The 18832-nt window shown below is 63.8% G+C and carries 17 protein-coding genes and 1 pseudogene; 15 read left to right on the top strand and 3 right to left on the bottom strand.

Annotated features, from left to right (window positions below; all coding sequences use genetic code 11):
* From OCK02_RS14165 to OCK02_RS14150, 4 genes and pseudogenes are all read left to right on the top strand, one after another.
* On the top strand, positions 1 to 768 hold a 768-nt coding region (locus OCK02_RS14165; RefSeq protein ID WP_263813612.1), incomplete at its 5' end, for an aldehyde dehydrogenase family protein.
* Between the two features lie 94 nt (positions 769 to 862).
* Positions 863 to 1130 (top strand): annotated as a pseudogene (locus tag OCK02_RS14160) (MFS transporter); the annotation flags it as partial.
* Between the two features lie 60 nt (positions 1131 to 1190).
* Entirely contained in the window at positions 1191 to 1373 is a 183-nt protein-coding gene (locus OCK02_RS14155) for a hypothetical protein (RefSeq protein WP_263813611.1), read from the top strand.
* Complete coding sequence (locus OCK02_RS14150) at positions 1361 to 2197, top strand: alpha/beta fold hydrolase (protein ID WP_263813610.1); 837 nt, start codon at positions 1361 to 1363, stop codon at positions 2195 to 2197. Before OCK02_RS14155 ends, OCK02_RS14150 begins: the two co-directional genes overlap by 13 nt.
* A gap of 70 nt (positions 2198 to 2267) precedes the next feature.
* On the opposite strand, the gene OCK02_RS14145 is transcribed toward OCK02_RS14150, so the two are convergent.
* On the bottom strand, positions 2268 to 2924 hold the full coding sequence (locus tag OCK02_RS14145; RefSeq protein ID WP_263813609.1) for a TetR/AcrR family transcriptional regulator: 657 nt from the start codon (positions 2922 to 2924) through the stop codon (positions 2268 to 2270).
* A gap of 142 nt (positions 2925 to 3066) precedes the next feature.
* Here OCK02_RS14145 and OCK02_RS14140 point away from each other — a divergent pair, with 142 nt between their 5' ends.
* Both OCK02_RS14140 and OCK02_RS14135 read left to right on the top strand, forming a co-directional pair.
* A complete protein-coding gene (locus OCK02_RS14140) occupies positions 3067 to 4266 on the top strand; it encodes an efflux RND transporter periplasmic adaptor subunit (protein WP_263813608.1) in 1200 nt (399 codons plus the stop codon).
* Between the two features lie 23 nt (positions 4267 to 4289).
* Entirely contained in the window at positions 4290 to 7412 is a 3123-nt protein-coding gene (locus OCK02_RS14135; protein WP_263813627.1) for an efflux RND transporter permease subunit, read from the top strand.
* Positions 7413 to 7529: 117 nt separating this feature from the next.
* Here OCK02_RS14135 and OCK02_RS14130 read toward each other — a convergent pair whose 3' ends face one another.
* On the bottom strand, positions 7530 to 8252 hold the full coding sequence (locus tag OCK02_RS14130; protein ID WP_230807542.1) for an isochorismatase family protein: 723 nt from the start codon (positions 8250 to 8252) through the stop codon (positions 7530 to 7532).
* Between the two features lie 177 nt (positions 8253 to 8429).
* On the opposite strand from OCK02_RS14130, the gene OCK02_RS14125 reads away from it, so the two are divergent.
* Positions 8430 to 9332 (top strand): LysR family transcriptional regulator, encoded by a 903-nt coding sequence (locus OCK02_RS14125; RefSeq protein ID WP_263813607.1) that lies wholly within the window; start codon positions 8430 to 8432, stop codon positions 9330 to 9332.
* A gap of 74 nt (positions 9333 to 9406) precedes the next feature.
* Here OCK02_RS14125 and OCK02_RS14120 read toward each other — a convergent pair whose 3' ends face one another.
* Entirely contained in the window at positions 9407 to 10330 is a 924-nt protein-coding gene (locus OCK02_RS14120; protein WP_263813606.1) for a LysR family transcriptional regulator, read from the bottom strand.
* Between the two features lie 144 nt (positions 10331 to 10474).
* Between OCK02_RS14120 and OCK02_RS14115 the strand changes: the two genes are divergently transcribed.
* The 8 genes from OCK02_RS14115 to OCK02_RS14080 all read left to right on the top strand — a co-directional run bounded on the left by OCK02_RS14115 (position 10475) and on the right by OCK02_RS14080 (position 18760).
* Positions 10475 to 11542: an ABC transporter substrate-binding protein gene (locus OCK02_RS14115; protein ID WP_263813605.1), complete on the top strand. Its 1068-nt coding sequence runs from the start codon at positions 10475 to 10477 to the stop codon at positions 11540 to 11542.
* Between the two features lie 189 nt (positions 11543 to 11731).
* On the top strand, positions 11732 to 12604 hold the full coding sequence (locus OCK02_RS14110) for an ABC transporter permease (protein ID WP_263813604.1): 873 nt from the start codon (positions 11732 to 11734) through the stop codon (positions 12602 to 12604).
* Between the two features lie 9 nt (positions 12605 to 12613).
* The gene (locus tag OCK02_RS14105) at positions 12614 to 13429 is read left to right on the top strand and encodes an ABC transporter permease (protein ID WP_263813603.1); all 816 of its coding nucleotides are present in this window, start codon (positions 12614 to 12616) and stop codon (positions 13427 to 13429) included.
* A gap of 17 nt (positions 13430 to 13446) precedes the next feature.
* Positions 13447 to 14514, top strand: coding sequence for an ABC transporter ATP-binding protein (locus OCK02_RS14100; protein ID WP_263813602.1), 1068 nt, complete (start codon positions 13447 to 13449; stop codon positions 14512 to 14514).
* A gap of 48 nt (positions 14515 to 14562) precedes the next feature.
* On the top strand, positions 14563 to 15546 hold the full coding sequence (locus OCK02_RS14095) for a dipeptidase (RefSeq protein WP_412178832.1): 984 nt from the start codon (positions 14563 to 14565) through the stop codon (positions 15544 to 15546).
* Positions 15547 to 16031: 485 nt separating this feature from the next.
* On the top strand, positions 16032 to 16781 hold the full coding sequence (locus tag OCK02_RS14090) for an SDR family NAD(P)-dependent oxidoreductase (RefSeq protein ID WP_263813600.1): 750 nt from the start codon (positions 16032 to 16034) through the stop codon (positions 16779 to 16781).
* Between the two features lie 10 nt (positions 16782 to 16791).
* The gene (locus OCK02_RS14085) at positions 16792 to 17424 is read left to right on the top strand and encodes a cupin domain-containing protein (protein WP_263813599.1); all 633 of its coding nucleotides are present in this window, start codon (positions 16792 to 16794) and stop codon (positions 17422 to 17424) included.
* Positions 17425 to 17512: 88 nt separating this feature from the next.
* On the top strand, positions 17513 to 18760 hold the full coding sequence (locus OCK02_RS14080; RefSeq protein WP_263813598.1) for an extracellular solute-binding protein: 1248 nt from the start codon (positions 17513 to 17515) through the stop codon (positions 18758 to 18760).
* Positions 18761 to 18832 lie beyond the last annotated feature (72 nt).

Below are 18832 nucleotides of genomic sequence, written 5' to 3'. Positions count from 1 at the left end.
ACCGGCTCGACCGGCACGGGCAAGCGGGTGGCGGCAGCCTCGATCGAGCATAACCGCAAGTTCCAGCTGGAGATGGGCGGCAAGAACCCGTTCGTCGTGCTCGATGACGCCGACCTCACCGTCGCCGTCGAGGCCGCCGCCAATTCCGGCTTCTTCTCCACCGGCCAGCGCTGCACGGCCTCGTCGCGGCTGATCGTCACCGAGGGCATCCACGACAGGTTCGTCGCCGCGCTGACGGAGAAGCTGAAGACGCTGGTCGTCGACGACGCCCTGAAGGCGGGCACTCATATCGGCCCGGTGGTCGACGCCGGCCAGTTGAAGCAGGACACCGACTATATCGAGATCGGCAAGGGAGAGGGCGCCAAACTCGCCTTCGGCGGCGATCTCGTCAAGCGCGACAATCCGGGCTTCTACCTGCAGCCGACGCTGTTCACCGAGGCGACGAACGCCATGCGGATCAGCCGCGAGGAGATCTTCGGCCCGGTCGTCTCCGTGATCCGGGTGAAGGACTATGACGAGGCGCTGGCGGTTGCCAACGACACGCCGTTCGGCCTGTCCTCGGGGATTGCCACGACGAGCCTGAAGCATGCGACGCACTTCAAGCGCAATGCCGAGGCCGGCATGGTGATGGTCAACCTGCCGACGGCCGGCGTCGACTTCCACGTCCCCTTCGGCGGCCGCAAGGGCTCCTCCTACGGCCCGCGCGAACAGGGCAAGTACGCCAACGAGTTCTACACCACAGTCAAGACCGCCTACACGCTGGCGTGAGACCGGGGCCGCCCGGCCTTTACAGGACCGGGCGGCCGTTGCATGGTAGATCGCCGGCCCAGCATGACCATGTGAGCGGATAACTGCTCGTCGAAAGCAACACCCTACCGCCTTCCTGCATGCGCTTGACGCGCTTTCCTGGAAGCGACGGCGCGGCGGCGCCTGTGGTCGGGGGACCGAGGATTCGACCGATCCGGAGACGATCGTCGAATGGTGAATCCCGGGCCGTGCACCGTCGCCGGCACGGCCGCGTCTCCGACGCCGACGCCGATCTTCAGCAAAAGGTGATAACCTACCATGCCGGCCCCGGGCGGCCCGTCGTCCGACACGTCCTGACGATCAACCGCCCGGGCAGGGCATAGACACGGGGAGGGGGCGATTGCCCCCTCTGTTATTTCTGGAAATGCAATTAAGTCGAAACAATGGGTGCAATTGTTGATGCGAATTTTTCCGGCCACTATGCCTTCGTCATGAGAAACAAGGGCACCGAACAATGGCACCGACGAACGGCGCCGACGACCGGAAGCAAACTCAATCCATTTGGGCGCGAGCAGACGCTCACCAACTTCATCTCGCTGAAAGGATCAGGACAATGGCTTACGTGACCACCGGGGACGGCGTTGAAATCTTCTACAAGGACTGGGGGCCGAAGGATGCGCAGCCGATCGTCTTCCACCACGGCTGGCCGCTTTCGTCGGACGACTGGGACGGGCAGATGCTGTTCTTCCTGCAGCAGGGCTATCGCGTCGTTGCCCATGACCGCCGGGGCCACGGCCGTTCGGCCCAGGTCGCCGAGGGTCACGACATGGACCATTATGCCGCCGATGCCTTCGCGGTCGCCGAAGCGCTGGACCTGAAGAACGCCGTCCATATCGGCCATTCCACCGGCGGCGGCGAGGTCGCCCGCTATGTCGCCAAGCACGGCCAGCCAGCCGGCCGCGTCGCCAAGGCGGTGCTCGTGTCCGCCGTCCCGCCGCTGATGCTGAAGACCGAGAACAACCCGGAAGGCCTGCCGGTCGAGGTCTTCGACGGCTTCAGGGCAGCGCTCGCGGCAAACCGGGCGCAGTTCTTCCGCGACGTGCCGGCAGGTCCCTTCTACGGGTTCAACCGGGAGGGCGCCGTGGCGCAGGAAGGCGTGATCCAGAACTGGTGGCGGCAGGGCATGATGGGTGGCGCCAAGGCGCATCACGATGGCATCAAGGCCTTCTCGGAGACCGACCAGACCGATGACCTGAAGGCGATCACCGTCCCCACCCTCGTCCTGCACGGCGAAGACGACCAGATCGTGCCGATCGTCGCCGCAGCGCCAAAGTCGGCCAGGCTGCTGAAGAACGCTACGCTGAAAACCTATCCGGGCTTTGGACACGGCATGCTGACGGTCAACGCCGACGTCCTCAACGCCGATATCCTGGCCTTCGCGCGGGCCTAGCCCGGATAGCGATCACGGCGGCCCCGAATTCGACGGGGCCGTCTTCGGCAGGTCGGCCGGGGCGGGCCGGTCAGGCCGCACCGCGCGGTTTCAGCCCTTCGGCGATCATGGAGAAGCAGAGCTGGAGATAGGCCGGGCGGTCGTCGCCGCCCGGCCAGTGCGGGGCATCGGGGGGCTTCATCGACGAGGCGCCGAAGACCACGTCCATCAGCATCCTGGCGGCGATGACGGCATCGGGCACGGCGAGGCGGTTCAAGCTTTGCTGGCGCTCCAGCCATTCGGCCAGCAGGCGTTGTGCGTGCAGGGGGCCCTGCTCGTGGAGCAGCGTCGCCAGTTCCGGAAACTGGCGCGATTCGACTAGAAGCATCGTCATCAATGCCTCTCGCTGCCTTCGGTCCTCGTCATCGAGATCGATCTGGAAGATGCGGCCCAGGGCCACGTCCAGCGGAAGATCGTCATAGGCGCCCGGCAGGGCCAGCATGCTTTGCCGGTGCAGGGCAACGACGGCGGAAAAGAGATCCGTCTTGCTGGGAAAGAACCGGTAGATCGTGCTGAGCGACATGCGGGCGGCCGCAGCCACGTCCCCCATCGTGGTTCGGCCGTAGCCGTGTTCGAGAAAACAGGTCCAGGCGGCCCTCGTTACGGCCTGCCTGTGGGTGTCGTCCGAGGCGACCTTCGGCCGACCACGCCGACCGCGCGTGGGTTTCTGTCCCGGCTCGGCACTCATTCTCACCCTCCGCGAATTGACATCCGATCAGCCTCACAATAATCGTAATTGACATTACTGTAAACATCGCCGCGCCGGCCATCTCCCATGACAGGGGACGGCGGTGCGAGCGGAACCGGTGCGAAACGAGGCGATCTGCGGCATGAGACTGGCGACAAAACTGGGCCTTCTGGGCATGTTTTCCATCCTGGCGGCCTGCAGCCCGCAGGAGGGCCGCGAAGGGCCGCCTCCCGTCAAGGCGGAGGTCGGCTTCGTCACGCTGAAGCCGCAATCCGTGCCGCGGACCATCGATTTGCGCGGGCGCGTCGTGGCCTATGCGACGGCGGAGGTTCGCCCGCAGGTGAACGGCATCATCCGCAAGATCGCCTTTGCCGAGGGGCGCGAGGTCAAGGCGGGCGACGTGCTCTACGAGATCGACGACGCGAAGTTCAAGGCTGCCTTCGAGGCGGCCCAGGCGGTCCTGAAGAAGGCGGAAGCGGTAACGGCGGGCGCGCAGACCACGTATGACCGCAACCGGACCCTGCTTGAGACGCGCGCGGTCAGCACCCAGACGCTCGATGATTCGCGATCTTCCCTGCTGCAGGCCCAGGCGGACGAGGAAGCGGCCAAGGCCGATCTGGAAACCGCGCGCATCAATCTGGACTATGCCACGATCCGTGCCCCGATCGGCGGCGTCATCGGCGTCTCCACCGTCAGCGTCGGGGCGCTGGTGACCGAGAACCAGACGGACGCGCTTGCGACCATCCGGCAGGTCGATCCCATCCATGTCGACCTGCTGGATTCCAGCGCCAACTTCCTGCGGATCCGCGAGGAGGTGCGATCGGGGCGGATCGGCAGGACGCCGGGCTCGCCGATCCCGGTGACACTGACCCTGGAGAACGGCACGGCCTACGATACCGAGGGCCAGATTTCGCTGATCGACATGGTGGTCGGCCAGTCGACGGGGACCTTCACCGTCCGGGCGACCTTCCCCAATGCCGAGCGGATGCTGATACCGGGCATGTTCGTCTCCGCGACCGTCGATCTCGGGACGATGGCGAACGCGTTCCTCGTTCCCCAGCGGGCGGTGACGCGCGGCGATGACGGCAAGGCAACCGTCTATCTGGTGTCGGCGGAGGGGCGGGCCCAACAGCATGTGATCACGACCAGCGGTTCCGTCGGAAACGACTGGATCGTCACGGACGGCGTGAAGGAGGGTGACAGGCTGATCGTCGACGGCTTCCAGAAGATTTCGGATGGAAGCGAGGTCGAGCCGGTCGAGGCCAGCATCGACGATGACGGCGTGGTCCGCCAGGACCTCGAGCCGAAGGCTTCGGACGCGGGCAAGGAGGCCGGCCAATGAGTGTCACCGCGCCGCGCAATGTGATCGCCAGCTTCTTCATCGCCCGTCCCGTCTTTGCCATCGTGCTGGCGATCGCAACGATGCTGGCCGGGGTGATGGGCATCTACTCCCTCTCCATCTCGCAGTATCCCGACATCGCGCCTGTCACGGTGCGGATCAGCGCGACCTATCAGGGCGCGACCGCCGAGGCGGTGGAGAACTCGGTGACGAAGAAGATCGAGAGCGTGATGACGGGGCTCGACGGCCTGCTCTACATGGAATCCACTTCCAGCACCGGTTCGGCATCGATCTCGCTCACCTTTTCGAACGGCACCGATCCGGAGCTCGCGCAGGTGGAGGTGCAGAACAAGCTGTCACGGGTGGAATCGCAATTGCCGGACTCCGTCCAGGACCAGGGCGTTCGCGTCAGCCGTTCGCCTTCGGGCATCCTGATGATCGGCAACATCGTCTCCCGCGACGGCCGCTACACCTCCGACCAGCTATCCGACATCATGGCCAGCCAGATCGAGGAACGTATCGAGCGGCTGGACGGCGTCGGCTCGGTGCAGTCGTTCGGTTCGGGCTATGCCATGCGCATCTGGCTCGATCCGGCGCTGATGGAGAAGTACCAGATCGTGCCAGGCGACGTCACCGCCGCGATCGGCGCGCAGAACGTCCAGGTCGCGGCCGGATCGATCGGAGCGACGCCCGTCGTCAAGGGGCAGCAACTGAAGGCCAGCATCATCGCGCGCACCCAGATGACCTCGGTGGACCAGTTCGAGCGGATTATCCTCAAGACGGCCTCCGACGGCGCGGTGGTGCGTCTCGCCGATGTCGCGCGCGTGGAGATCGGGCTCGAGACCTACGGCCAGAGCTCGACCTACAACGGCATGCCGGCGGCGGGCTTCGGCGTCCAGCTGGCCTCCGGCGCCAATGCCATTTCCACCGCCGATCTCGTGCATGCGGAACTCGACAGCCTGGCGGGGTCGCTCCCGGAAGGCGTGGAGATCGCCTATTCCTACGAGACCACGCCCTTTGTCGAACTCTCGATCGAGAAGGTGGTGCACACGCTGATCGAGGCCATCGTGCTCGTCTTCGTGGTGCTCCTGCTGTTCCTGCAAAACCTGCGCGCGACCATCATCCCGATGATCGCCGTTCCGGTCGTGCTGCTGGGCACCTTCGGCGTGCTGGCAGCCCTCGGCTATTCGATCAACATGCTGACGATGTTCGCCATGGTGCTCGCGATCGGCCTCCTGGTCGACGATGCGATCGTCGTGGTGGAGAACGTCGAGCGCATCATGCGCGAGGAAAAGGTCTCCGCCCGCGAGGCGACGGAACGGTCGATGGGCGAGATCACCGGCGCGCTGATCGGCATCGCCCTGGTGCTGACGGCCGTGTTCGTTCCGATGGCCTTCTTCTCGGGCTCGGTCGGCGTCATCTACCGGCAGTTCTCGGTCACGATCGCCAGCGCCATGCTGCTGTCCGTGCTCGTCGCCGTCATCCTGACGCCGGCGCTGTGCGCGATGATCCTGAGGCCCACGCATGGCGGCCCGATCGCCCGCTGGCTCGGCTGGTTCGACAGGGGCTTCGACCGTGCCACCAACCGCTATGCCGGCGCGGTCGGCTGGCTGGTGGGGCGTCCGCTGCGCGTGTTCGCCGTGTTTGCCGTTCTCCTGGCCGCCGCCTACGGGCTCTATACCAGGCTGCCCACCTCGTTCCTGCCGGAAGAGGACCAGGGCGTGCTGATGACGCAGATCACGCTGCCGTCCGGCGCCAACGCCGCCCGCACGCAGGCGGTCATCGACATGGTCCGGGACTACTACCTCGACGAGGAGAAGGACGCCGTGCAGAGCGTCTTCATGACGCTCGGCTTCGGCTTCGGCGGCAGCGGCGAGAACGCGGCGATGGGGTTCGTGCGGCTGAAGGATTTCGACCAGCGCAGCGACGCGCGGCTTTCGGCGGCCGCAGTGCAACAACGCGCTTCGGCGCATTTCCGCAAGATCCGCGACGCCGAGGTCTTCGTCCTCGCACCGCCGGCAATCCAGGGCCTCGGCCAGAGCAGCGGCTTTTCGATGTACCTCGAGGATACCGGAAACAAGGGGCGCGATGCCCTGATCGAGGCCAGCAACCGGCTGGCCGACAGCGCGCAGTCGAACGCCGTCGTCGCCGACATTCGCGGCAACACCCGGACGCTGGAGGCGCAGCTCAAGATCGACATCGACCAGGAAAAGGCGAGCGCGCTCGGCATCAGCCTCAGCGACCTGAACAGCCTCATCACCACCGCCTTCTCCGGCTCGAACGTCAACGACTTCGTCTACAAGGGCGAGATCAAGCCGGTCTATGTGCAGGCGGACGCGCCCTTCCGCATGCAGCCCGACGACATCAACCGATGGTCGGTGCGCAACGGCGACGGCGACATGGTGCCCTTCTCCGCCTTTGCCACTACGGAATGGGTGCAGGGGTCGCCCTCCCTTGCCCGGTTCAACGGCACTGCGGCGATCGCCATGAACGGGTCGGCGGCGCCGGGCTCGAGTTCCGGCGATGCGATGACGGAGGCCGAACGGCTCGTCGGTGCGCTGGGCGGCGGCTATACGGCATCGTGGTCCGGCCTGTCCTACCAGGAACGGCTGGCGGGCTCGCAGGAGGCACTCTTGTACGCGGTCTCGCTGATCGTGGTCTTCCTCTGCCTCGCCGCCCTCTACGAGAGCTGGTCCATTCCCTTCTCGGTCATCCTCGCCGTGCCGGTGGGCGTCCTCGGGGCCTTGCTGTTTGCGGTCGTGTTCGATCAGTCGAACGACGTCTACTTCAAGGTGGGATTGCTGACGACCATCGGATTGACGGCGAAGAATGCCATTCTCATCGTGGAATTCGCGAAGGACCTGATGGCGCGCGGCAAGACGGCGGTCGAGGCGGTGACGGAGGCGGCCCGCCTCCGGCTGCGACCCATCGTCATGACCTCGCTCGCCTTCATCCTCGGCGTGCTGCCGCTGGCGCGCGCCACCGGGGCGGGTTCGGCGGCCCAGAACGCGATCGGCATCGGCGTGATGGGCGGCATGATCTTCGCAACCATCCTCGGCGTGTTCTTCGTCCCGCTGCTGTTCGTGACCGTGCAGCGGCTCACCGGCAGGCACGGTAAAGTTGACGCCGAGGAAGGGCTGCCGACGTAGACGCCGATGCTCCCGCCGTCCGCCCAAGACTTCCGGGCACTACAAGGGCCCGGAAGTCTGCGTCTATCGAGGTTCGGCCAGGTCTCACTGCGCCGAAGATGATCCGGCGCCTCGATCCTACTCGGCCGCCGCTGCCGTACCGTTGACCGATTCGAGGTAGGCAACGCACTCATCGACGCTGTGGACATCTGCGAACTTCGCGTCGATGTCGTAGAGGTTCCACGCGACTGCGCCGGGGACGCGATCGCCGATGCATTCTCGAACCGCGATCGTACGGAAGCCGTCTGCAAGGCCGTCGCAGATCGTCGTGCGGACACAGGCCGTCGCCGTGACGCCCGTGACCAGGATCGTATCCACGCCGTTCGCCCGCAGCAGGCCGCCGAGACCGGTGCCATGGAACGCGCTGGCGCGCTTCTTCAGCAGCGTGTACTCGCCCTCGATCGGTGCGATGCGGGAGTCGATCGCCCACAGGTCCTTGTTCTCCAGATTGACGACGTCGACCGGGATCTTGCAGTGCCAGAGGCCCATGTCGGTGAAGGGCGCATTGCGATCGGTGATCTCGTAGGCCGTCGTGACATGGATCACGGGATGCCCGTTGGCCCTGCAGGCAGCCAGCAGGCGCTGCATGCCCGGGATGATCTCGTTGTCCATCGCGTCCTGGTCACAGGTGAACGGATTGCCCGGTCGCGTCCAGGCATTGGCAAGGTCGACACTGATGACAGCCGGGCGCTTGCCGAAGCCGATGCGCCGCTGGAAGCCGCGCTCCTGATAGATCTTCGTCGAGGCCTCGAAAGCCTGCTGCAGCATCCGATCCAGTTCTTTGTTGTCAATGGTGCTCACGTTTCGTCCTTTCAGTTCTCGTCCGGAACAGCCTGGCGAAGACATCCGGTGCCCGGCCGTCTTTTGACCACGGACAGAATTGCGGATGACAGGAGCTAGCGGAAATGGTGATTTTCCAATTATTATTGCAGGATGGGCATCAATCTTTCCGTGTGACCGGACAGCCAAGGAGACGCGATGAATCCGCTCGATGGACTGGAACTGACCGAATCCTTTCTCGTGGTGGCGGAGGAACTGAACTTCCGACGTAGCGCGGAACGTCTGAATGTCGATCAGTCCGCGCTCACCCGCCGCATCCAGAAACTGGAGGGCATCCTCGGCTTCGCCCTTTTCGAGCGCACCACGCGCGAGGTGTCGCTGACGCCTGCGGGACGGACGTTCTACCAGGAGAACACAACGCTGCTGCACACGTTCCTGCGTTCGGTATCCGCAGCGCGGCTCGTGGCTGAGGGCAAGACGGGCAGCCTGCGTGTCGCCTACATGACCTTCGCCGCACCGGACCTGATGCCGCGCGCCGTCGCGCAGTACAGGGTCCGTTATCCGCATATCGATGTCGGCCTCAGCTATATCCGGACGCAGGGGCAGAAGCTGGCGCTCGCCCGCGACCAGATCGACGTGGGCTACATGATCGGCCCGTTCGAGCATAGCGAATATCATTCGGTCGTGCTGCGTTCCGATCCGCTGTTCGTGGTCACGCCGCGCGACCACCGGTTGGCGCATGCGGAGGCGATCGCTCCAGCAGAGCTCGACGGGGAGGAGATGATCCTCGGGGACCTGAACGAGTGGGAGGCCTACCGATGGCAGGTGGATCGGCTATTGGCGGGAGAAGGCGTGAACCTCCGGATCGGCCTGGAGGCGTCCAACACCCTGGCGCTGGCCGGTCTCGTCGGCGCCGGGCTGGGGATCACGATCTGCCCGCAAAGCCTCGTCAGTTATCTCGGGCCCAACGTCGCCGTTCGCCCGATCGACAATGCGGAATTCAGGATCGAGACGATCCTCGTCTGGAAGCGGACGAACCGCACAAAGGCGGTCGGCCATTTCGTCGAGATCGCCAAGAGGTCCGGGCTGCAGCGCAATTGAGGCGACCATCCGATGCGCCGGGATCAAGTATCTATGCGCGTGCCGCATAATGCGGGCGTTCTCCGGCTTTCCGTCTATCGCGGCAACGGCACGCTCTGGGCCTGATGGCGCTGTCCCCAGACGGCCATGAGAAAGTTCCGGAAGGTCTGAAAGCCCGGCGAGCGGTTGCGGCGCTCCCAGACGGCGGTAACGGGAAGGGTTGCGCCGACGTCCTCGAGTGTCCGGATCGCAACCCCCTTACGCTGCAGGTTGCTGACGCAACTCGAATAGACCGTCACCCCGGCGCCTGCGACCACAAGCCCGAAAATCCCTTCGCTGCTCGACGCTTCCTGAACGATGCGCGGAAAGAAATTCCGCGCCCGGCAAAGTGCGAACAGGCGATTGCGAAACGCCGTCCAGTTTTCACCATTTCCGAGAACAAAGTTCTCGTTGGCAAGATGCGCAAGCGTCAGGCGATCCTCGCCACACAGCGGATGGGCAACCGGCAGCAGCGCGACATAGCGGTCCTCGTCGAACTGGTAGCTGTCCATCGTCTCGTGTTCGAAGCTGCCGATCATGAAGCCGATGTCGATCTTCTGCTCCAGCAGGGCCATCTGCTGGACCGTCGTCGGCATGAAAACGAGGTTCATCCGGATGTCGGGATGGCGGTTGGCGAAAGCGTTCAGGAACTGCGGCAGGCGCCCGTTGATGGCGAAGTCGGTGTAGGCGATGCGCAGTTCGCCACGCATTCCGTTGGCGACGTGTCGCGCCCTGGTGACGGCCTGCTCGATATGAACCTGAGCCAGCTGGATCTCGGCGAGGAACGTCTTCCCGGCCTCCGTCAGCGCGACCCGGCGCGTCGTGCGATCGAGCAGCGTCACCCCCACATCCGCCTCGAGCTGCTGGATCAGCCGCGTCAGGGCAGGCTGGGCCATGTGCAGGCTCTCCGCCGCCTTTCCGAAATGTAACTCCTCCGCAACGGCCGAGAAGGCCCGCAGATGGCGAAGATCGAAGCTCATGACGACCTCAATTGATAACAATTTTTGCATTAATAATGGCAAAATTAATATTTCACAAACGACCGTTTGCGAGTCAGATTTTCCGCAAAGCCTGATGGCGCGGAGCCAATCAGGTCGGAAAAACGAAGCCGCAGGGGATACCACATGACAAAAAACTCGCTTTGCATTCCAGGCGTATCGCGCCGCCGCGTTCTTCAGGGCCTGGCAGGCGGGGCGGCCGCTCTATCGCTCGGCCTGCCAAGGCTGGCATCGGCCGCCGGCTCGATCGTCGTCTCGAACTGGGGCGGTGACTGGAACGACCGGACCGTCAAGTTCGTCGAAAAGCCGCTGCTGGAGGACAAGGGCTATTCGATCGTCCGCGACCTGGGCATGGAACCCGAGCGGAAGGCAAAGCTCATCGCCGAGAAACGAATCCGCCGCAGTTCGGTGGACGTCATCCACCTGAACAGTTCCGATGCATTTGAGCTGCGCCAGCAGGATGCCATCATCGACCTGGACGTGGCGAAGATCCCGAATTACGCCGACGTCGTCCCGGAACTGAAGGCCGACTACTTCGTCCCGTGGCTCTACAGCGGCGTCGTGATCATCTACAATCGCGACAAGGTCAAGGAGCCGCCGAAATCCTACGCCGAGCTGTGGGACCCGAAATGGGCGGGCCGCATCGGTTTCACCAACCAGCTCTACTTCAACTACATGATGATGGCCGGCCTGATTAAGACCGGCAAGATGACCGAAGTCGCCGCCGGGCAGGACGCGCTCGTGGAACTGGCGGAGAAGATCCAGCCGAAGCTCTACGCAGCCCACCAGCAGTTGGCGGCCGGTCTCGCCAACGGTGAAGTCGACATCGCCGTGAACTACAAGGCCCGCGGTCTGCAATGGGCGAATGACGGCCTGCCGCTCGCCATCCAGTATCCCGAGGAGGGGGCAATCGCGGTGACCTTCGGTGCCTGCATACCGCAGAACGCCCCGAACGCCGAGGGAGCCTATGCCTATGCCGACGCCATGCTCGATCCGACGGCAATGGCGGGGCTTGCCGAGGCGAGTTTCTATGCACCGGCCAATTCCAAGGCGACCCTCTCACCCGAACTGCGGGAAAAGATCGACTTCAGCGACAGCGAGAAGGCGACGTTGCGTTTCCTGGATTACGCCTACGTTGCCGATCACACGGCCGAGTGGCTCGAGTGGTGGAACAAGAACGTCGCCCGCAGCTAGTCAAGGTCACCGCCGGAGATGCAGTCCGGACCGCCAGCCGCTTCGCCGATCGGGCACGCGGATTGCATGTGTCCGGCTTCGGCAAATCTCCATCGGACGCCGGCGCCCTTTCTCGCGTGGAAAGGAGCGCCGGCACTAACCGGGACTTGAAGCATGACCTCGCAAGCTGTGGCAATCGATACTTCCCCCATGAACGAGCAGCCTAAACCGCGGCCGAACATGACGGCGCCGACGCTGCTCGGCCCCGCAACCATCTTCGTCGTCCTGGGCCTCCTTGCCCCGCTGGCCCTGATGTTCAGGAACAGTTTCAACAGGTACGACCCGCGCGAACTCATGGTCAGCGCATTCACCCTGGAAAACTATGCACGCTTCTTCCAGGACGAGTTCTACCAGGAAGTGCTGTTCCGTACGGTGTGGATTTCCGCGCTGTCGACGCTGATCTGTCTCGTCGCCGGCTTTCCGCTTGCCTATTTTCTTGTCCGTCAGGCATCCGATCGGCTCAAGTCGAAGCTGCTGATCCTGATCATCGTACCGCTTCTGATCGGCAATGCGGTCCGGACGGCCGCGTGGATGCTCATCCTGAACGACCAGGGAATGCTGGCCGCGCTTCTCAGGATGTTCGGGTATACGGGCTCTGTCGGGTTGATGTATTCGACGACCGGTGTGGTCATCGGCCTTGTGTCGGTCCTGCTGCCGTTCATGGTCATAACCTTGCACAGCGTGCTCGAATCCATCGACCGCAACCTCGAAGACGCAGCGGCAAGCCTCGGTGCCGGACATCTGACGGCGCTGCGGCGGATCGTGTTGCCCCTTGCCCTTCCCGGCATCCTCGCCGGCACCCTGCTCTGCTTCATCCTCTCGATGAATGCCTATGCGACGCCGGTGCTGATCGGCGGCCCGAAATTCCACATGATGGCACCCACGGTCTACCAGCAGGTCTCAAAGGCAATGAACTGGCCCTTTGGCTCGGCGCTCGCCTTCATCCTCATGGCGGTGACGCTGGCGCTGACCGTCGGCGCCAGCAGCATCGTGCAACGGCGCTATCGCCGCTGGGCCGAGTAGGAGAGAGGCATGACGACCAACACGTCGACCGGCATCCGCTTTGCCTATGGCGCCATGAGCGCCGTCATCTTGGGCTTCATCGTCCTGCCGCTTGTCGGCGTGATCTGGATGAGCTTCTTTTCCAACAAGATTCTCGCCTTCCCGCCGCAGGGTTACACATTCGACTGGTACGTCCGGGCGTTTGCGGCGCAGGAGTTTCGCGAAGGCTTCGTCGTCAGTTTTGAGACGAGCCTGATCGCGATGGCGACGAGCCTCGTCCTCGGCGTCCCGGCGAGCCTCGCGCTGGTGCGCTACAATTTTCCGGGTCGCGAGATCATCACCAACATCCTGATGTCGCCGATGATCGTTCCGGGCATCGTGGGCGGCAGCGCGCTCTTCGTCTTCTTCCTCGAGATCGAGATGCTGACGGGCGTGCAGATCGCCGGAACCGCGCCGGGTCTCATCATCGCCCATGCCTTGATCGCCCTGCCCTGGACGGTGCGCCTGGTTTCGACCTCCCTCATCGGCATGAACCGCTCCGTCGAGGAGGCCGCCTATAGTCTCGGCGCTTCGGCGATGACCGTCTTCTTCCGCATCACCTTGCCGATCATCAAGCCGGGCATCATCGCCGGCGCCCTGTTCTCCTTCGTCGTGTCCTTCATCGACCTCGAAAAATCGATCTTCCTGGTCGGCCCCGGCAAGACGACCCTGCAGATTGCTCTGATCAACTACCTCGAATGGAACCTGGACTCGACGATCGGCGCGGTCGCCACCGTTCAGATCGTGCTGATCACCGTGCTCCTGCTGGTCACCGACCGGTACGCCAAGCTCAACCGCGCTTTCTAAGCGAGAGGAACCGAATCATGCCCGAAGTGATCCTTCAAGACGTCGCCAAGCACTACGGTTCGAGCGTCGCGGTCGAGAACATGTCCATGCATATCAGTCCGGGTGAACTGGTGGCGCTACTCGGACCTTCGGGCTGCGGCAAGACGACGACTCTGCGGATGATCGGAGGTTTCGTCGACATCACTTCCGGGCGGATTTCCGTCGGCGGCCGTGACGTCACGGCCCTGCCGCCGAACCGGCGCAACATGGGCTTCGTGTTCCAGAACTACGCGCTCTTTCCGCACATGACCGTTGCGGAGAACGTGGCGTTCGGTCTGGAAATGCGGAAGCTCTCGAAGTCGGATATCAGTGGCAAGGTCGCGCAGGCGCTCGCGCGCGTGCGTCTCTCCAGCTTCGCCGACCGTCTCCCGAAACAGCTTTCCGGCGGCCAGCAGCAGCGTGTGGCGCTGGCGCGGGCGCTGGTGATCGAGCCGGACGTGCTTCTCCTCGATGAACCCCTGTCCAATCTGGACGCCACGCTGCGCCAGGAAATGAAGATCGAGATCCGCCAATTGCAGCAGTCCCTCGGCCTGACGACGATCTTCGTGACCCACGACCAGGACGAGGCCATGAGCACCGCCGACCGGATGGTGCTGATGCGCCAGGGGCGCGTGGAACAGGTCGGTGCACCCGACGAGATCTATGACCAGCCGGCATCCAGGTTCGCGGCAGAATTCATGGGCATCCCCAACCTCCTGCCGGGCAGGATGAATGGTCCCGGACGGTTCGAACTCGAGGACGGAACGACCGTCCATCTCGACGGCCAGAAGAGATATCACGGATCGTGCGTACTGGCGCTGCGCCCGGAATCGATCGGGATCGGCAAGGACGCTCCGGCCGGTGCCTTCAACAGCCTGCCCGGCACCGTCGAGATCGTGACGTATCACGGCGCCTCCCTCGAATACCGGGTCCGTCTCGGTACGTCGACGTTCCTCACGGCACGGACGGCGGCTCCCGGGCTCGGTGGACCGGATGCCATCCCGATCGGAACCGAGGTCCGGCTGTTCTGGCCGTATGCATCCGGCGTCCTCGTCCCCGAAGTCTGATCACCGCATAACCCGACATTGGAAAAAGCAATGGAACATCTGACGACCATGCCTGACGCCCAGGCGCTCCACCGGAACCTGACGGTCATCGACGGCCTGATCGTGTCCGACTTCGGGCGTGACATCTTCGAGGACATGCGGCGAGGCGGGCTCACCGCGGTCAACTGCACCTGCTGCATCTGGGAAAACTTCACCGAGACGATGCGCAATGTCATGCGCTGGAAGCGCTGGCTGCACGAGCATTCCGACCTCATCACGCAGGTCTATACCACTGACGACATCCGCCGCGCCAAGGCGGAAGGAAAGACCGGCATCATTCTCGGCTGGCAGAACATATCCGGCATCGAGGACCAGATCGGCTACCTCTCGCTCTTCAAGGAACTGGGCGTCGGCATCATCCAGATGGCCTACAACACGCAGAACCTCGTCGCGACGGGATGCTACGAGGAAAGGGACGGCGGGTTGTCGGATTTCGGCCGCGAGGTGGTTGCCGAGATGAACAGGCTCGGCATCCTGTGCGACCTGTCGCATGTGGGCTCGCAAAGCAGCCGCGATATCATCATGGCCTCAAGTCAGCCCGTAGCCTATTCGCATTGCCTTCCGGCCGGACTGAAGCCCCATCCGCGCAACAAGACCGACGAGGAGCTTCGCTTCATCGTTGAGCGCGGCGGGTTCGTCGGCGTGACGATGTTCACGCCGTTCCTCAAGCGTGGCGTCGATGCCACCGTCGAAGACTATGTCGAGGCGATGGAATACGTCATCAACATCTGCGGCGAGGACAATGTCGGCTACGGTACGGACTTCACGCAGGGACACAGCCAGGAATTCTTCGACTGGATCACCCACGACAAGGGCTACGCCCGCCGCCTGACCGACTTCGGCACGATCTCGAACCCGCTGGGCATCCGTACGATCGGAGAGACGCCGTCCCTGACCCAATGCATGCTTCGTCGCGGCTGGACATCAAGCCGCATCGAAAAGGTCATGGGAGAAAACTGGCTCCGATTGCTCAAGTCCGTTTGGGAAAGCTAGTCGTGTGATCCCGCCGCTCGGCCGGCACTATCGTTGCTGAACCCATCGCGTCGCCAGCGACAGGGCAGGACGACTTGATTGCGCCAGGAGCGGGTTGAATTCAAGACCACCTATGCCATCCACCTTCGCCAGATGGCGCTGCCCGGCGCGGAAGCGCAGGGCTGCGTGTTGTGCGCGCTTTAGTTTGAGCCCGGCGTCCGCGATTACCCCTGATCTGCCTGCCGGCCCTTCTCCCCGTAAGCGGGGCGAAGGGCTCAGGCCACAACGCCTCCGACGAAGACTGGGATTTCTAGGCAGGCCAGGTCCTGGTTCCGGGCTGGTTCGGGACCTTGGGCGTCTCGGCGGCGGACGGTCGGTCCCTCGGGTCATTCCAAATTGATATTTACAGAACTGTAATTTTATGTTGACACATCTGTAATACTGGATATTTTTCACTCATCTTGTAATGGCGTCTGCAAGCGGGCGTGACATGGGTGGAGAGCGACTTGAGATTTACAGGGAAGGTGGCGTTCATTACGGGCGCGGGATCGGGTATCGGGCGCGCAACGGCGCTTCGCCTGGCGGCTGAGGGCGCGAAGGTTGCGGTGCATGACCGGTCGGTATCGGCGGCGCGCGAGACGGTCGAGGCGATTGCAGCCGCAGGCGGCGTTGCCGATGTCTTCATCAGCGATGTTTCGGATGTGGCGGCCACGCAGAGCGCCATCGCCAAGGCCGAACAAGTCCTCGGTCCGATTGACATACTTGTCAACAATGCCGGCATCACGAGCGATTTCTGTTCACTGGAGGACGTGACGGAGGACATGTTCGAGAAGTCGATCATGACCCATGCCAAGGGCACGCTTTTCGCGACCCAGGCCGTTGTTCCCGGCATGAAGACGCGCGGCGGCGGCAAGATCGTCAATGTCTCCTCGATTTCCGGCACGGTCGGCAATCCGATGGCGACGACCTACAATGCCGCCAAGGGCGCAATCGCCGCGATGACGAAGGGCTGGGCGAAGGAACTCGCCAAGCACGGCATCCTCGTCAATGCGATCGCGCCCGGCCCGACCATCACGCCGATGACGACCAACCGCCTCGCGCCGGAGTATTTCACCGAACGCGCCAAGGACATTCCGCTTGCCCGCTGGGGCACGGCGGAGGACATGGCGGGCGTCATCGTCTTCCTCGCATCGCCCGATTCCGACTACATGACGGGTCAGGTTGTCAGCCCCAACGGCGGTCTCGCCATCACCTGAGGAGGGGCCGATGCCAGTCTATCGCAGGGAAGATGCGGTCCCCGCCTGGTGCGAACTTCGGGAGTTCGATCTCACCGAGCTCGGTGCGGGCGACACGGTCTCGGTCACGCGCGGGACGTGCCGGGAAATCGTGGTCGCCGTCTATGGTACCGGGCAGGTCGAAAGCAGCGCCGGCTCCATGGCGCTTGCCGAGGGGCAGTTCCTCGCCATTCCGGCGGATGCGGAAACCTATACATTGCGGGCTCATGGCCGGCCGGCGAGCTTCATGCGGCTTTCCGGCACCTGGGGCAAGGACATCGGCGGCTGCGGCGTTTTCCGGGTCAATCCCGGCGACGGGCCGAAGAATGTCGGCGATCCCGTCAGCTATCCGAAGCTGACGGGGATCGACAGCCACTACCACGACTATGACGAATACTGGATCGTGCTGGAGGGCTCCGGCGTGGTCCGGATTGGCGACAAGGAATTCGTGGTCCGCCGGGGCGATTGCGTCGCGACCGGCAAGGGGCACCACCACGATATTCCGATCGTCCATGCGCCCTTCAAGGCGGTCTATCTCGAGACCACGGTGACGGGCGAAAAGCGCATCGGCCATCTCTGGAACCACAAGCACGGCAAGGCCGTGCCGGATCCGGCGCGGGTCTGAAAAAGAAGACAGCATCGGCATTCATGAGCGCATCGCCGACGGTCGGGGATGCGAACGGACAGTCTTTGTCCAACGGGAGGAGCAGGGCATGAAACTCACAAGACGTTCTTTCGTGGCGGCCGGCACGGGTGCCGCCGTCGCATCGCTGGCGACACCGGCGCTCTGGCGCACGGCGCAGGCTGCCGCACCGATTCAGTTGGTCAGCCACCGCTATCCGGCGCTCGAATATTATGCGCAGCAGTTCTCGGCCGCCGCACCGGAGGGCAATGTCAACCAGCAGCTCATGCCTTTCGACAAGGCCTTCGAGCTGATGAACATTGCGCTGTCGTCGAAGTCGAACAGCATCGACGTCATGTACGTGAACGAGAGCATGACCGGCTTCATGCGGAGCGGCTGGCTGCGCCCGCTGAACGATCTCTGGGAAAAATACTCCGACGAGTTCAATCTCAAGGACATCAATCCGGACGTCCTCAAGCACTTCACCTACGAGGGCAAGATCTACGGCATGCCGCTGACCTCGATCTCGCATCTGTTCTTCTACCGCAAGGATGTGCTGGACGAGGCGGGCAAGCAGCCGCCGAAGACGATCGACGACTATATCGGGCTCGCCTCCGAACTGAACTCGCCGATGCGCTCGGGCACGATCAGCTGCCTGCGCGGGGACAGCGCGCTCGGGGAATCGCACTGGTACATCAATGCTTTGGGCGACGGCTGGTTCGACGACAAGTGGAAGCCTGTCTTCAACAACGAGAAGGGCATCCACGCGATCACGCGTCTCAAGGAGGCCACGCAATATGCCCAGCAAGGCTTCATGAACGCTCACAACGACGAGTGCACGATCGCCATGCAGCAGGACATCGCCACGATGGGCCTCTCCTGGACGACGCGCGCCACCGCCATGGACGATCCGGAAAAGTCGGCCGTCGTCGGCAAGGTCGATTTCGTCGCCCCGCCGCAGGGCCACGGCCGCCTCGCGCTCGACGGCTATGCGATCTCTGCCTTCTCCACGCAGGATCCCGACACGCTCTTCCGCATGGTCTGCCAAGCCGCGAGCGACCAGAGCATGCGGGGCGCCACCGGCTTCACCATGGTGCCGCGCGTCTCGATCCTCGCCGACCCGGAGGTGCAGAAGAAGTACCGCCACTACCCGGCCGGCATGGAGGCGATCAGCACCGCAGTTCCCTTCCCGAAGATCCCGGAATTCTTCGCCGTAGGCGAGTTCATCCGTCGCCGCATCCTGCAGGCGGTCGCCGGCGAGATGGAGGTCGCGGCGGCTCTGAACACGGCTGCCGAAGAGACGCGCAACCACCTCGCCCAGGCGGGCTACTACAAGTAACGCCCGGCGGTCGGGGAGGCGGGCTTCGGCTCGCCGTCCCCGGTCGGCGGATGCCACGGATCAGGGTCGGCA

This window comes from Rhizobium sp. TRM96647 (assembly GCF_025780115.1).
Classification (GTDB): Bacteria; Pseudomonadota; Alphaproteobacteria; order Rhizobiales; family Rhizobiaceae; genus Mycoplana.
The sequence above is the reverse complement of the archived record's forward strand: the minus strand, read 5'-3'. Positions and strand labels throughout refer to the sequence as shown.